This window comes from Nocardioides sp. L-11A (genome assembly GCA_029961745.1).
Lineage (GTDB): Bacteria > Actinomycetota > Actinomycetes > Propionibacteriales > Nocardioidaceae > Nocardioides.
Genome location: CP124680.1, coordinates 3,171,298 through 3,184,869, shown reverse-complemented (window position 1 = coordinate 3,184,869; position 13,572 = coordinate 3,171,298). Strand labels below are relative to the sequence as shown.

General features: G+C 68.9%; 14 protein-coding genes. 9 read left to right on the top strand and 5 right to left on the bottom strand.

The window, feature by feature from the left end; all coding sequences use genetic code 11:
* Positions 1 to 33 precede the first annotated feature (33 nt).
* Both QJ852_15290 and QJ852_15285 read left to right on the top strand, forming a co-directional pair.
* Entirely contained in the window at positions 34 to 1,125 is a 1,092-nt protein-coding gene (locus tag QJ852_15290; GenBank protein WGX94517.1) for a hypothetical protein, read from the top strand.
* Between the two features lie 210 nt (positions 1,126 to 1,335).
* Positions 1,336 to 1,557, top strand: coding sequence for a hypothetical protein (locus QJ852_15285; protein WGX94516.1), 222 nt, complete (start codon positions 1,336 to 1,338; stop codon positions 1,555 to 1,557).
* A gap of 1 nt (position 1,558) precedes the next feature.
* Here the strand turns inward: QJ852_15285 and QJ852_15280 are convergent, their stop codons facing one another.
* The 5 genes from QJ852_15280 to QJ852_15260 form a co-directional block, all read right to left on the bottom strand.
* Positions 1,559 to 2,224 (bottom strand): hypothetical protein, encoded by a 666-nt coding sequence (locus QJ852_15280; GenBank protein WGX94515.1) that lies wholly within the window; start codon positions 2,222 to 2,224, stop codon positions 1,559 to 1,561.
* Positions 2,225 to 2,231: 7 nt separating this feature from the next.
* A complete protein-coding gene (locus QJ852_15275) occupies positions 2,232 to 2,996 on the bottom strand; it encodes an abortive infection system antitoxin AbiGi family protein (protein ID WGX94514.1) in 765 nt (254 codons plus the stop codon).
* An 85-nt stretch (positions 2,997 to 3,081) separates the two neighbouring features.
* Positions 3,082 to 4,050 (bottom strand): hypothetical protein, encoded by a 969-nt coding sequence (locus QJ852_15270; protein ID WGX94513.1) that lies wholly within the window; start codon positions 4,048 to 4,050, stop codon positions 3,082 to 3,084.
* A gap of 273 nt (positions 4,051 to 4,323) precedes the next feature.
* The gene (locus QJ852_15265; protein WGX94512.1) at positions 4,324 to 5,907 is read right to left on the bottom strand and encodes an ATP-dependent DNA ligase; all 1,584 of its coding nucleotides are present in this window, start codon (positions 5,905 to 5,907) and stop codon (positions 4,324 to 4,326) included.
* Between the two features lie 7 nt (positions 5,908 to 5,914).
* Positions 5,915 to 6,520, bottom strand: a complete 606-nt coding sequence (locus tag QJ852_15260; GenBank protein WGX94511.1) for a WHG domain-containing protein — start codon at positions 6,518 to 6,520, stop codon at positions 5,915 to 5,917.
* A gap of 119 nt (positions 6,521 to 6,639) precedes the next feature.
* Between QJ852_15260 and QJ852_15255 the strand changes: the two genes are divergently transcribed.
* The 7 genes from QJ852_15255 (at position 6,640) to QJ852_15225 (ending at position 13,571) form a co-directional block, all read left to right on the top strand.
* Complete coding sequence (locus QJ852_15255) at positions 6,640 to 7,605, top strand: DNA-3-methyladenine glycosylase 2 family protein (protein ID WGX94510.1); 966 nt, start codon at positions 6,640 to 6,642, stop codon at positions 7,603 to 7,605.
* A gap of 174 nt (positions 7,606 to 7,779) precedes the next feature.
* Entirely contained in the window at positions 7,780 to 8,604 is an 825-nt protein-coding gene (locus tag QJ852_15250; GenBank protein ID WGX94509.1) for an ABC transporter permease, read from the top strand.
* Positions 8,604 to 9,473 (top strand): ABC transporter permease, encoded by an 870-nt coding sequence (locus tag QJ852_15245; GenBank protein ID WGX94508.1) that lies wholly within the window; start codon positions 8,604 to 8,606, stop codon positions 9,471 to 9,473. Before QJ852_15250 ends, QJ852_15245 begins: the two co-directional genes overlap by 1 nt.
* A gap of 9 nt (positions 9,474 to 9,482) precedes the next feature.
* Positions 9,483 to 10,541 (top strand): MCE family protein, encoded by a 1,059-nt coding sequence (locus QJ852_15240; GenBank protein ID WGX94507.1) that lies wholly within the window; start codon positions 9,483 to 9,485, stop codon positions 10,539 to 10,541.
* The gene (locus QJ852_15235) at positions 10,538 to 11,554 is read left to right on the top strand and encodes an MlaD family protein (protein WGX94506.1); all 1,017 of its coding nucleotides are present in this window, start codon (positions 10,538 to 10,540) and stop codon (positions 11,552 to 11,554) included. Before QJ852_15240 ends, QJ852_15235 begins: the two co-directional genes overlap by 4 nt.
* Positions 11,551 to 12,534 carry an MlaD family protein gene (locus QJ852_15230; protein WGX94505.1) on the top strand — a complete coding sequence of 328 codons (984 nt, stop codon included), beginning with the start codon at positions 11,551 to 11,553 and terminating at the stop codon, positions 12,532 to 12,534. Before QJ852_15235 ends, QJ852_15230 begins: the two co-directional genes overlap by 4 nt.
* Complete coding sequence (locus QJ852_15225; GenBank protein WGX94504.1) at positions 12,531 to 13,571, top strand: MCE family protein; 1,041 nt, start codon at positions 12,531 to 12,533, stop codon at positions 13,569 to 13,571. Before QJ852_15230 ends, QJ852_15225 begins: the two co-directional genes overlap by 4 nt.
* Position 13,572: the final 1 nt, after the last annotated feature.

The following is a 13,572-nucleotide window of genomic DNA, read 5'->3' as shown; positions in this document are numbered from 1 at the left end:
TCGGCATCAGGGGTGTGGCGTCATGCTGGTCCCGTGACGGAGAGTGACAGCAGCCAAGAGTTCGATGCGCAAGCGTGGTTGGACGACCTTGAGCGCGCTGGGGAAGAGCACCGTCAGGTCGTGCAGTTGCGGCCCACTGGCGACGTGCTCGGGCCGCTGCTTGCAGAGATTGCTCGCAGCAGCCAAAGGATCCTTAACCTCGCGAGGGTGCACTACTGCTTGGCGGCTGGTATGTCGCCGACACAGACGTACGCGTGGAAGCCTGCGACCGGCTCGATCGCTGAACAAGACGTCTCCCGGTGGGATGCTCCAACGGTCGCCTTCAGCGCGTCGCCTGACCTTCAATCCACGCACTGGTTGGACACAAACCCGATCCGCAATCCCACGGTCAGAGCGATCGAACATCTAACCCGGTGCTCCAACACTGCGTTGGATCACTTGGCTGCCGTTGGAGACCTGCTGGCAATCGAAGGCGGCGCATTGAGAGCACCGCTAACCCTCACTCGAACGGTTCTTGAAGCCGCCTCTGTGGCGTGCTTCCTTACGGATCTCGATGTCGGACCGCAGGAACGTCTGCGGCGGGCGATGAACGTCCACTTCAACGATGTGAAGGAGGGCGCGAACTTCACGGGGGACGCTGAGATCTCGGAGAGACTACTTACCGAACTGGATGAGTTGCGGGAGTTTGCGATTCAGCTCGGCTTTAGCGTTACCCCGCACAACCGGAAGAGGTGGACGCCGCCAGTCATCCACGGGGACGGCGAAACCAGGCCAGCCTCCGCCATGTCGATGGCTGAACTGCTCCTTCCGGGCATCGGGCGGACGACGTATCGCTCGCTGTCTGCTGTCGCACACTCCTACCGTCCTCCGATTCACATCGCTGGTGAGCATGCGATCTGGATCGAAGTCGACTCGTGGCAACGAACCGAGGGCATCGCGTGGCACTTGATCGCGCCGCTCCTGGCGGTTGACGAGATGCTGAAACGCTTGCAGGCGTACCTTGGATGGGAGATCGGTTCCGACAAGGCCGTTTTCGAGGAAGTCATCAAGGCGCTCATGATCGCCGGTGGCCTTCGGGACCAGGAGATACGCGAGCACTTGGGACTCCCGCCGCGGAACACCTGACCCAAATGCCCTCGGAGTGGTCACACCTGCGGCTGCCTGCCTCCAGACCTTTGAGCGTCACAGGATCTTTCGTGCTATGACGTAGCGGTCGGGAGGTTCAGCGCGAGGGGTCCTGCCCCCAGGGGGCGCGAGCAGGTGAGTCACGGCGACTCGCCTGAGGCAGCACGTCCAAGGCTCCCCTCAGTGGTCGCCGCGCCCTAGGCTCGCCAGATGACGGAGGAACGGCGAGGCGAACAGTGGCATACGGGGATGCGCGTCCGGGTGTGGAACCGCTACGAGGAACCGGGACAGTGGCGCATCGGAACCATCGTGGACCGATCGTGGGGACGAGACCGAGGAGCGCCGATCTACCGATTCACCGTCGAGATGGATGGCGTCGAGGGTGACTGGGTCTTCGAGCCCGGCCAGTTGCATTCCCCGACCGACGAGTGACTCAGACCCCAAGGGTTTCGAGCAGCGCAGACATATGTCCGAGGTCAGGGGCCAGCCCGTTGCCCATCTGACGGGGGCCGCTCTCAACGTCCAGCCCTGCCTCTACGAGCGCATCAACGAGGCCGGTGGGCGGCAGGACCACCAAGCCTTGATCGCGCAGTACGGCAGCTCGTTTGAGGATCCCTTTGTCGATGGTGAGGAACACGTCTGCACCGACCGCGAAGGCGTCCGGAACCATCACGCGGTCGTGTCCCTTCGGGAGGCTGGCGATGACTCGTGGAGGCAGGTACGGGATGCGTGGCTCCGGGTCCTCTCCATCCCCGTCGAGACCGAGCGACAGCGCGCGTCGCAGCCCCTCCATCGCACGGTCGCGTTGCTCCACTAGGGCAGCCGGCCTTGGATTCTTGGTGTCCGTTGCGGTTGCGTCGACGATGATGAAGCGCAGATCCCACCAGAGCCAGACGAAAATGAGCGTGGACAGCGCCTCGACCTCATTTGGGTCCGTCCCTAGGACAGTGAGCTCGTCCCCCTCACACATGGCTGCGACGTAGCGTTCGTAGAGAGAAAGAACGTTCGTGTCCCAAGCGACCCAGACAGGCCCCATGCCTTGCCGTGTGGGCACGAGGTCACGGATGCGGTCGTACTCGAACAACGGTCCGGCGAGCATCGCGGACCTACTCCGGCCAGGGGCCGGCGTCGTCGGGGTCGATGCGTGCGAGCGCGGAGATCATGCGCTCCAGTCCCCACGACGGATCGAGTAGCGGCACTCGCCGCTTCGCCCAATCGAGGTCTATGTCAGCGATCTCATCGGCTAGGTCCTCGTGGTCCGACTCGGGTGCCAGCACCGCAACCACCTTGCGGGGCCGGAATGCGAAGTGACCGGCATGTCGCCACTCCCGTTCCCACCAGAACTCCTTACGGGTGCCTGAGGGGTTGCCCATCTGCTCGATGAACGGCGTTAGCCGGAAGACGCTCTCATTCGCGAGGAGCTCCGCCTTAAGCCGTCCGCGACGGCCCTGGCTCGCGGCCTTCGCCTGGGAGATCAGCTCGTTCACGGGAACGGTGAGCCAGTCATGTCCAATCGTGATGTCGAGGTACCAGACCGGATTGCAGCCGCACCGGCGAGCGAAGGACTTGCTGAACACGATGCCGTACGGCTTGAACTTCTGCTGTCGACCCTTGATGTCCCGGACCATCATCCAGGAGTGCTCCAGCGGCGTTTCCGAGAAGCAGACGACACGTTGGGTCGCGATCGTGTCTTTGAGGTAGTCATCGAGATCCGCAGCCATCCCGAGCGGCGTTCGCGCCTGAATGGTTCGGTCTTCCAACAGGCTAAGGAGGTTTTGTCGCGCCTCGTACTTCTTCGTGTCACGTGTCAGGTGGACCAAGAAGGTGCTCAGATCGGTGCGCCGATGCAGCAGATCCTCAATGTTGTCCATCCAACGGTCCCCTGTCGCTTCAAGTTCCGAACCCAAGCGAGCGTAGAGGGCTCAGCGGACAGGCCGTTCAGAGCCGCACAGAAGGTCACATTCCGAGGTACTTCCCGCCCCGCAACACCGCGTTGCGAGCCCCGAAGGCAATCGTGAGGGCGAACCCCACACTGGAAGCGACCTCGAAGCGGTTGGCCTCCAACAGATCTTCGCCGGTCCTGTTGGCCTCCCCCAAGAAGTAGCCCAGGCACCAGAGGAGGACGCACGTGAAGACGAGGTTAGCGAAGAGCATCAGCGGCAACGGCCCATCGTGACCTGACGTGCTGGCCTGCTGCTCCTCCCACGCAGCTGCGAGCCGCTGACGGATGGCCGCGCTGACCGTTGGGTCAGCCATCTGCTGAGAGATCCCTTCGAGCGACTGCCTCACCGCGTCCGCGTACATCTGGTTCGTGGCGGACAGGGCAGCAACCTGTCTCTGGAGAGCAGCAGCGAAGTCAGGGCTCGATACGACCCTCGTCGCCGTCATCATCTGCTCGCGGAACGACTCCCAGAACTTGGGGTCCGAGAACAGCGACATCGTGGCGACGACCGAGCGGCGGTACGACTCCCAGAACTCCGCGCTCGACAGCGTGGACATCATGCTGACGACGGAGCGGCGATACGACGCCCAGAACTCGCGGTCGGCCATCAGGTTGGCGACGTCCTGCATGGATCGTCTGACGGCTGCCATGTACTCCTGGTCCGCGAGCCGGCGGGTAGCCGCGATGAGTTGGGCCTGCACCGCAGGATCGGAAAGCGCACGCGCAGCCGCCTGCTGACGCTCAATGTCCGATGCCATCCGCCCTCCTCGCGGGACATCGTAGGGCCAATCGCAAACTCCTTCTCTCTCCACCTTCGTCGGGCTATAGGCGAAGAGCGCCGTCGTCGGGAGGACGAGGAAGACAACGACTGGCCCCATCATCGCGCGCTCCTTACGGGACGCCTGCTCGATCATCTCGCGGCGGCCGGCCTCGCGGACGTCGGCGGCCTGCGCGTGGAGCAACGTCGGCCCGCGGGAAACCACGTTCGGTCGCCACCGCCACGTGGGTGGACCGGGCTACGACGCACGCCGGCTCGTCGCACCGAGGCGATCGAAGGTGTCGGCGATGGGGTTGCCGGTCTGGATCCGGGCGACCAAGGGCGCCGAGCTCGCGTGACGTTCGTGATCGACTACGAAAGGGCCCGCCTTCGGCGTGCCGAAGTGAGGGGCGGTCCGCCCCGCCAGTGGGGGTCCGGCCCCGCCGTCATGGTGACTGCCCCCGCCAGCTGGAGGAGTGCCATCAGTAGCAGTTCGTGACTAGATGTAGGACCGCAGCGTATCGATCGTGTCGGCTTCCTCAGCAGGCTTGTCCTCGCGGTAGCGAACGACGCGTGCGAACCTCAGCGCTACGCCGCCGGCGTACCGAGTGGAGCGTTGGACGCCATCGAACGCGATCTCTACGACTTGCTCGGGCCTGACGTAGACGATGTGTCCGTCTCGGTGGGTCTCCAGTTCGAGGAATCGCTCGGTCTGCCACGCAAGCATCTCGTCCGACATGCCTTTGAACGTCTTGCCGACCGGAACCCACCCTGGCGGGCTAGTGTGTGATCCAGTTTTGTCCAAGGTCTTGCCGAGCATCACGAACCCGGTGGGCGAGGACGGGTCGCGGGCGCCGAGGTGGATGTTGGAGAGCCAGCCGCGGCGCCGGCCGGAGCCGTGCTCCACGGCGAGGACGACCAGGTCGAGGGTATGCACCGGCTTGACCTTGACCCAGGCCGAGCCGCGGCGACCGGCGTCGTACCCGGCGTCGGTGGACTTCACGACGACGCCCTCGTGGCCCGACGCGAGGACCGCGTCGGTGAAGGCGGTGGCGTCGGCGACGTCGGTGCCGATCCAGCGCTGCACCCGGTGCTCGGCGGGGACCAGGTCCTCCAGGATGCGCCAGCGCTCATGGGCGGGCCGGTCGATGAGGTCGGTGCCATCGAGGTGCAGCACGTCGAAGAAGTACGGCGTCATGCCGGTGCTGTCAGTGCCGCCTACCGCGACCTCGGAGGCGGCGCGCGCCGCCGTCTCCTGGAAGGGGCGCGGGCGGCCGTCGTCGGCCAGGGACAGGGCCTCGCCGTCGAGCACGAGCCGGGTGGCCGGCAGCGAGCGGGCGATGGCGACGATCTCGGGCAGCCGGTGGGTGACGTCGTCGAGGCTGCGGGTGGCGATCACGACGTCGTCGCCGCTGCGGTGCACCTGGATCCGGATGCCGTCCAGCTTGGCGTCGACGCCCACCGGTCCGGCGCCGCCGGCGGCCTTGGCGATCGCAGCGGCGACATCCGGCGCGGAGGAGGCCAGCATCGGCAGGACCGGCCGGCCGACGGTCAGGCCGACCTCGGCGAGGGCGTCGGGGCCCGAGAAGGCCGCGTCGACGACATAGGTCGAGCCGCCCGCGAGCATCGCGGCGCGCCGGACCGCGGCCAGCGGGACCTCGGCGGCCGCGGCCAGCGCCTCGGTCACGATCGCCTCGAGCGCGCCCTGGCGGACCTCGCCGACGGCGACGGCGCGCAGCCACTCCTGCTCGCTCGCGGTCGCGCGCCCGAACAGGTCGGCGACCGCGACGCCGCGCTGGCCGACCGAGCCCGGCCCGGCGAGCAGCGACATCGCCGCGAAGGCGGCGTCGACCTCGCCGACCTCCAGGGTGGACGCGGAGGCGGGGGAGGGTAGGGCCTGGAGGCCCCGCCACCCGAGCCCGGTACGGCGCTGGCGGAGTCGTCCGCCGAGGTAGTGGGCCACGAGCGCGCGCTCACCGGGGTCGGCGGCGAGCAGCAGGGCGCTGATCAGGCGGGTCTTCTCCTTGCGCGAGCGCGTCGCGGCGACCTGGCGGGAGACGTCGACGAGGTCGCGGAGCAGCATCGGTCCGTCAGAGGGCTTCCAGGGAGGCGGCGGTCACGGCGCCGTCGATGACCTGCTCGTAGACCAGATCGAGGTCGAGGGCCTCGGCGCTGGTGCCGGACAGGTCGCCGAAGTAGCCGGCCACCTCCAGCGACACGAACCCGTGCAGCGAGGCGAACAGCGCCATCGCGCTCTGCAGCAGCCGGTCGTCGGGGAGTCCTGCGGAGCGGACCATGACGGCCAGCGCCTCGATCGCGTCGAGTGCCGCCGTGTAGAACGCCTCGCGGTCGATCGGCGGGCGGGTCAGGGCGGCATAGCGCTGGGGGTGGGTGCGGGCGAAGGCGCGCAGCGCGTGACTGAGGGCGCGCAGGCCGTCGATGCCGGCGTGGCCCATGGCGGCGGCGCGGACGTGCTCGCCGAGCAGGCGCATCGCCCGCACCTGGATCAGCGCCCGCAGGTCCTCGAGGTTCGCGACGTGGTTGTAGAGCGAGGAGACCCGGGCCTCGAGCTCGGCGGCGAGCGAGGTCATGGTGAGCGCGTCGTACCCGTCGCGGTCGACGAGCCGGTCCGCCGCCTGGAGCACCGCCTCCTGGTCGAGGCGGGTCCGGCGCCCGCGCGTGGTGTCGATGCTCAACTGCCCTCCGGAGCCTGAGGATGTACGTCCGGAACGAAAGGGGTTCGTCCCTGCGCGAGAGAGCCTAGTCCGTCGCGGGCCGAAGCGCAGCGACCTGCCGTGCGCCGTACAGTGCTGCGATGACCTCGTCGGGCGCCGCGGCCACCTCGGACGCCCCCGACGCGACCCGGCTCTGGCGGCCGGGTCGGCCGGTCCCGGTGGGCGCGCTGCTGCGCCAGCAGCGCCGGGGCGCCGGGGACCCGACCCACCGGCTGGCGGTCGCGGGCCGGCACTGGCGCGCGACGCGCACGCCGCAGGGCGTGGCGGCGCTCGCGGTCTCCGAGCCGGACCGCGCCGGCGCCGTCACGGCGTCCGCATGGGGACCGGGAGCCGACTGGGCCCTCGACCGGCTGCCCGCGCTGCTCGGCGACCTCGACGACTGGACCGGCTTCGAGCCCCGGCATCCGGTGCTGGCCGACGCCCGCCGGCACCACCCGCACCTGCGGCAGGGGCGCACCGGGCTGGTCCTGGAGGCGCTGGTGCCCGCGATCATCGAGCAGAAGGTGACCGGACAGGAGGCGTTCTCGTCGTTCCGGGCCCTCGTCCGCCGGCACGGTACGCCGGCTCCGGGGCCCGGCGCCGCGCACGGCCTGATGGTCCCGCCCGATGCGGCGACGCTGCGGCGGATCCCGTCGTGGGAGTGGCTGCGCCTCCACGTCGACCCGGCCCGCAGTCGGGCCGTGGTCCTCGCCGCCCGGCACGCCGACGCGCTGGAGCGCGCGGCCGTGCTGACGGGGGAGGAGTTGGAGCGCAGGCTGCGGGCACTGCCGGGGATCGGCGTGTGGACGGCGGCCGAGGTGCGTCAGCGGGCGCTCGGCGACCCGGACGCGGTGTCCTTCGGCGACTACCACGTCGCCAAGGACGTCGGCTGGGCGCTGGAGGGCCGCCTCTTCGACGACGCGGAGCTGGCCCGCTACCTGCGTCCGTGGGCCGGCCACCGGGGGCGGGTGCCGTTCCTCGTCGCCGCGGCGGGCCTGCGCCGACCGCGGCGCGGCCCGCGCCTGGCGCCACGCGGTCACCTCGGGACCCGTGACCAAATGCCGTGATAAGTGTTACACCGAGCAACAGGCAGTCGCGGGGGCGGGCGGGTTCGGCGCTCCGGTGTGGCAGGCAGGGGTGCGTATGGGAGAGCCGGGCGCGGTGTTTGCCGTCGCGGGCCATGACGTCGACCGGGTGACATCCGTTGTCGGGGGCATGGACGACGTGAGGCGGGCGCGCGGATGAGCGCGGTGGTCGCCGGGGGACGCTCCCTCCTCGACAACATGACCGGCCGGTTCCGTGCGGGGGTGGTCACGACCGGTGAGCTGGTGAAGCTCGCGGTGGAGTCCATCCAGTGGGGCTTCTCCGACATCGTCGCCCGCCGGTTCTCGTGGTCCGAGTTCCTCCTCCAGTGCTGGTTCATGACCCGGGTCTCGCTGCTGCCGACGATCCTGGTGGCCATCCCGTTCGGCGTCATCACGTCCGTCCAGATCGGCGCCGCCGCCAATCAGATCGGCGCCCAGTCCTTCATCGGCGCGGTCAACGGCATCGGTGTGCTCCGGCAGGGCGCACCGCTCGTGACCTCGCTGATGATCGCCGGTGCCGTCGGCTCCGCGGTGTGCGCCGACCTCGGCGCCCGCACCGTCCGGGAGGAGATCGACGCGCTCAAGGTCATGGGCATCTCGCCGATCCAGCGGCTGGTCGCCCCCCGCATCCTGGCGGCCCTGGTCGTGTCGCTGCTGCTCACCGTGATCGTGGCGATGACCGCCATGACGACCGCCTTCGTCATCGTCGTCGGCGGCGGCCAGATCTCGTCGGGCACCTATCTCGACTCGTTCGTCGGACTCGCCCAGCCGGGTGATCTGGTGCTCGCCGAGCTCAAGGGCCTCATCTTCGGCTTCGTCGCGATCATCGTGTGTGCGCACAAGGGGCTGAGCGCGCGCGGCGGCCCCAAGGCGGTCGCCGACGCCGTCAACCAGGCCGTCGTCCTCAGCGTGATCCTGCTCGCCGTCATCAACGTGGGCCTGACCCAGGCCTACGTCATGCTCTTCCCCGGAGGTGCCTGATGTCCGAGGTCCAGCTCGGTCGCGGGCTCGGGGCCCGGTTCTCCGACGCCGTCGTCGGCCTCGCCGACGCCCTGATGAGCACGCTCGCGATGTTCGGCTCCTTCGTGAGCTTCTCCGGCAAGGTGTTCCGCGAGATCCCGGCGACCCTCGCCCTCTACCCCAAGGAGGTGCTGCGTCAGATCAAGGACATCGCCTGGGGCAGCGGCGCCCTTCTCGTCGGGGGCGGCACGGTCGGCGTGATGATCCTGCTGTCGGTCGCGGCCGGCACGTCGATCGGCATCGAGGGGTTCAACGGCCTCGAGATCGTCGGCCTCGCTCCGTTGACCGGCTTCATCTCCGCTAGCGTCAACACCCGTGAGCTGGCGCCGCTGATCGCGGCACTGGCGCTCGGCGCCCAGGTCGGCTGCCGGTTCACCGCCCAGATCGGCTCGATGAAGATCCACGAGGAGATCGACGCCCTCGAGGTGATGGCGGTCAGCGCGGTGCGTTACGTCTGCACCACGCGCGTGATCGCCTGCATGGTCGCGATCCTGCCGCTCTACCTGATCGGCCTGATCGGGAGCTATATCGCCTCGGAGGCATCGGTCGTTCTCCTGTTCGGGCAGTCGCGGGGCCAGTACGACCACTACTTCTCGACGTTCATCCAACCCAGGGACGTCGCCTTCTCGATCGTGAAGATCCTGATCTTCTCCCTGACCGTGGCCCTGATCCACTGCTGGTACGGCATGCGCGTCGGGGGCGGTCCGCAGGCTGTTGGCGAGGCCACCGGCACCGGGATCCGCGCGAGCATCGTGTCCATCGTCGTGCTCGACATGGTCCTGACCCTGGTGTTCTGGGGCGGCGACCCGGGCTTCCGGATCTCGGGGTGAGGTGAGGACATGGCACGCGAGGTCTCTCGCAACGAACTGGCCCGCCGGGGCCTGATCGCGCTCGTCGCGCTCGCCGTCATCGGCGCCTTCATCACGCTGCGCAGCAACGGCACCTTCGGCTCCCGGCCCCATGTCACCGCCGAGGTCGCCAACGCCGGCGGCGCGCTGCGCACCGGCTCCGACGTCAAGATGAACGGCGTCATCGTCGGCAAGGTGTCCAAGATCAGTCGCGCCGCCTCCGGCGGCGTCACGGTCGACATGGAGATGTCGAAGCAGGACCTCGACGTCGTCCCGGGCAACGTCGTGGCGCGGATCCTGCCGGCGACCGTGTTCGGCACCACCTTCGTCGACCTGGTCGTCCACGGGGCCGCGTCGGGCGAGCTGAAGGCCGGTGCCAAGGTTCCCGCCGACAGCACCCAGGAGACCCTGGAGCTGCAGCAGGCGCTCGACGACATCGACCGTCTGGTCAAGGCGCTCGGTCCGGCCGAGCTCGCCTCGGCCATCGGCTCGGCGGCCGAGGCGCTCGACGGCCGCGGCGGCCGGATCGGCGCCACCGTGCGCACCCTCAACGGCTACCTCGACCGGATCAACCCGCGGATGCCGCAGGTCCGCGCGGACCTGGAGGCGCTCGCCTCGACCACCCGCCTGGTCGACGAGATCGCGCCGGACCTCCTGGACGCGACCGACGACGTCCTGGTCACCCTGCACACGATCGTCACCCAGGAGGCGGCCATCACGGCGCTGATCAGCGGCGGCACCAACCTGGCCCGGACCTCGCGGGGCTTCCTGAGGACGAACGAGCGGAAGCTGGTGGACTTCATCAACGGGTCGGCGGTCCTGCTCGACGCGGTCTACGACAACCGCAAGGCGGGCATCACCGACGCGCTGGCCGTCAACATCCTGCTCGGTACGAACCTGCCGCAGGCCGTGCGCGGCGGCTTCGTCAAGACCGACGGCACGCTGCGCCTCTCGCCGCCGCCGTACTACACCAGTGGCCAGCGGCCGGCGTACCGCACCGGCAGCACCGACCCGGCCGGCGTCGGCCGGCTGTGGGGGGACGGCCGATGACCGGGCTGCGCTCGATCGCGATCAAGTTCGCCGCCTTCGCGGTGGTCAGCGGCCTGATGCTGCTGCTGCTGGTCAACACCATGCAGAACGGCGTCAGTGGCGGCACCCACGAGTTCAAGGCCGAGTTCGCCGATGTCAGCGGCCTGCGGGTCGGCGACGACGTCAAGGCGGCCGGCGTCCGGGTGGGCCAGGTCACGGGGATCGAGGCGACCCCGGACGGCGCCGAGATCAGCCTCGAGCTGGTCGAGGACCAGCCGCTGCTCGACTCCACCAAGCTCGTCATGCGCTACCAGAACCTGCTCGGCCAGCGATACATCTCGCTCGTCCAGGGTGCCCAACGGGGCGGGGAGCTGAAGGACGGCGCCACGGTGCCGATCGCCCGCACCGACCCGGGCTTCGATCTCACCGGCCTGCTCAACGGCTTCCGGCCCCTGTTCAAGGTGCTCCAGCCCGGCGACGTCAACCAGCTGGCGACCTCGCTGATCAAGGTGCTCCAGGGCGAGGGCGGCACCGTCGAGCAGCTGCTCGAGCAGACCGGCGAGCTCAGCAACTTCCTCGCCGACCGCGACGCCGTGATCGGTGAGGTGATGACCAACCTCAAGCCGGTGCTCGACAACATCGCCGGGAAGGGCGACGAGCTCTCCCAGACCGTCGCCGAGCTGCGCGGCCTGATGACGGGGCTCGCCGAGGACCGCGAGTCCATCGGTGCCTCGATCGACGGCGTGAGCCGACTCGTCGGCGCGACCAGCTCCCTGCTCAAGGAGGTCAAGGTGCCCCTGACCAAGACGACGGATCAGCTGGTCACCGTCGCCGACATGTTCGAGCGGTCCCGCAAGAGCCTGGTGGACGCGGTCCCGGCATTCACCACCGTCTTCGACTCGCTGGGGCGCGCGACGTCGTACGAGAACGCGCTCAATGTGTACGTGTGCTCGATGTCGATCGCCCTCACCGAGAACGGCACCGGGATCAATCCGGTCGGCAACAACGGTCCCTGGTCGGCGGCGTGCCGATGAAGCCCATGAACGAGCGCAACCCGCTGCGCGTCGGCATCGTCACCCTGGCGATCCTCGGCCTGGTGGGCGCGGCGGTGATCGTGCTCAGCGTCAGCACCTTCGGCACGAAGACCTACAGTGCGGTCCTCGAGCACACGGGCGGTCTGAGGCAGGGCGAGGACGTGCAGGTGCACGGCGTGATCTCCGGCAAGGTCACCGCCATCGAGCTGGAGAAGGACCACGTCCTGGTGACCTTCGCCCTCGACTCCGGGATCAGCCTGGGCGAGCGGTCCTCGGCGACGGTCAAGGTCGCCACGCTGCTCGGCACCCACTACCTGGAGGTCGACCCGAACGGGTCGGGCAGCCTCGCCGGTGGCCAGATCCCGCTCGAGCGGACGTCGGTGCCCTACAACCTGCAGGACGTCATCGAGAAGGGCTCCGAGGCGCTCGACGAGCTCGACCCCGAGTTGTTGGCCCAGGCATTGACCGCCATGGCCGACACCCTCGGCGCGAGCAAGGAGGAGATCGGCCCGGCGCTCGAGGGGGTCGCCCGCCTCTCCGAGGTCGTCTCGAAGCGCTCCGACCAGGTCGGCGACCTGCTGGAGTCGACGCGCAAGGTCACCGACCAGCTCTCGGCGAGCAGCCAGGACTTCGTCGGCCTGATGAAGCAGACCAACCTGGTCGTCAGCGAGATCACCGCCCGCCGGGAGGCCATCCACCGGCTGCTGGTGGAGACCACCGACCTGTCCAAGGCGCTCACCGCGATCGTGAAGTCGACCAACGGCAAGCTGGAACCCGCGCTGAAGGACGTCAAGGCCGTCCTCGACACGCTCAACAGCCAGGACAAGCAGCTGACCAAGCTCCTGGAGCAGATGGCACCCGCCGTCCGCTATGTCGCCAACGCGACCGGCAGCGGGCCCTACCTGCCGCTCTACGTCAAGCCGCCGGCGATCCCGGCCGACGACACCACCTGCAAGCTGGAAGGGACGTGTCAGCGATGAGCCGGGTCCTCGACAGGCGCGTGCTGCGCGCCGCCGCCGCGGTCGCGGCGACCGTCGCCGTCCTCCTGGCCACCGGGTGCGGCCTCGTCGGCGGGTCGGACAAGATGACGGTGAAGGCGTACTTCGCCGACTCCGCGGGACTGTTCGTCGGCAACGACGTCGGCGTCCTCGGCGTCACCATCGGATCCATCAGCTCGATCGAGCCGGCGGGCGACAAGGTTCTCGTGACGATGGAGATCGACGCCGGACAGCCCGTCCCCGCCGACGCCGGCGCCGTCGTCGTGGCCCGGTCGGTGGCCACCGACCGGTACGTCGAGCTGACGCCCGTCTACCGCGAGGGCGCGAAGCTGAAGGACGACGCGACCATCGGACTGGACCGCACCCAGACACCGGTCGACTTCGACCAGGTGCTGGAGTCGCTCAACGACTTCGCCACCGGCATCGGCGGCAACGCCGAGACGACGAAGGCCGTCCAGAAGTTCATCGACGCCGGCACCGAGGCCCTGCAGGGCCGCGGCCCGCTGCTCAACCAGACGATCCACTCGCTCGCGAACGGCGTCGACGGGATCGCCAGCCATCGCGAGGACATCGCGGCGACCCTGCGCTCGCTCGACGTGCTGCTGACCACGATCGCGGCCAACGAGGACACCGCCCGCACCTTCATCCAGCAGGTATCCGCGGCGTCCCAGCTGCTCGCCGACGAGCGGGGCAACTTCCAGCAGGCGCTACGCTCGCTCGACAAGGCGGTGACGACCGTCGCGAAGTTCGCCGTCGACAACCGGGAGTCGATCGTCGCCAGCCTCGACGGCTCGACGACGCTGATGAACACCCTGCTGACCAAGCAGGACCAGCTCGCCGAGATCCTCCGGGTGATGCCGCTCGCGCTGCAGAACCTGCAGCTGGTCCAGGGCGACCGCCTCCCGGTCCGGATCGACCCGCTGATCCTCGACCCGCTGGGCGGGCTCCTGCAGCAGGTCTGCCAGGGCCTGCTGGGACCGCTGTGCAACATCATCAACGGCACGCAGCCGGGATCGTGAG

Coding starts and splice junctions, on each gene's coding strand:
- QJ852_15280 (WGX94515.1), bottom strand. CDS start 2,224: ATGCTCGCCGGACCGTTGTTCGAGTACGACCGCATCCGTGACCTCGTG.
- QJ852_15245 (WGX94508.1), top strand. CDS start 8,604: ATGTCCGAGGTCCAGCTCGGTCGCGGGCTCGGGGCCCGGTTCTCCGAC.
- QJ852_15265 (WGX94512.1), bottom strand. CDS start 5,907: ATGCTGCTCCGCGACCTCGTCGACGTCTCCCGCCAGGTCGCCGCGACG.
- QJ852_15230 (WGX94505.1), top strand. CDS start 11,551: ATGAAGCCCATGAACGAGCGCAACCCGCTGCGCGTCGGCATCGTCACC.
- QJ852_15275 (WGX94514.1), bottom strand. CDS start 2,996: ATGGACAACATTGAGGATCTGCTGCATCGGCGCACCGATCTGAGCACC.
- QJ852_15240 (WGX94507.1), top strand. CDS start 9,483: ATGGCACGCGAGGTCTCTCGCAACGAACTGGCCCGCCGGGGCCTGATC.
- QJ852_15255 (WGX94510.1), top strand. CDS start 6,640: ATGACCTCGTCGGGCGCCGCGGCCACCTCGGACGCCCCCGACGCGACC.
- QJ852_15285 (WGX94516.1), top strand. CDS start 1,336: ATGACGGAGGAACGGCGAGGCGAACAGTGGCATACGGGGATGCGCGTC.
- QJ852_15225 (WGX94504.1), top strand. CDS start 12,531: ATGAGCCGGGTCCTCGACAGGCGCGTGCTGCGCGCCGCCGCCGCGGTC.
- QJ852_15235 (WGX94506.1), top strand. CDS start 10,538: ATGACCGGGCTGCGCTCGATCGCGATCAAGTTCGCCGCCTTCGCGGTG.
- QJ852_15250 (WGX94509.1), top strand. CDS start 7,780: ATGAGCGCGGTGGTCGCCGGGGGACGCTCCCTCCTCGACAACATGACC.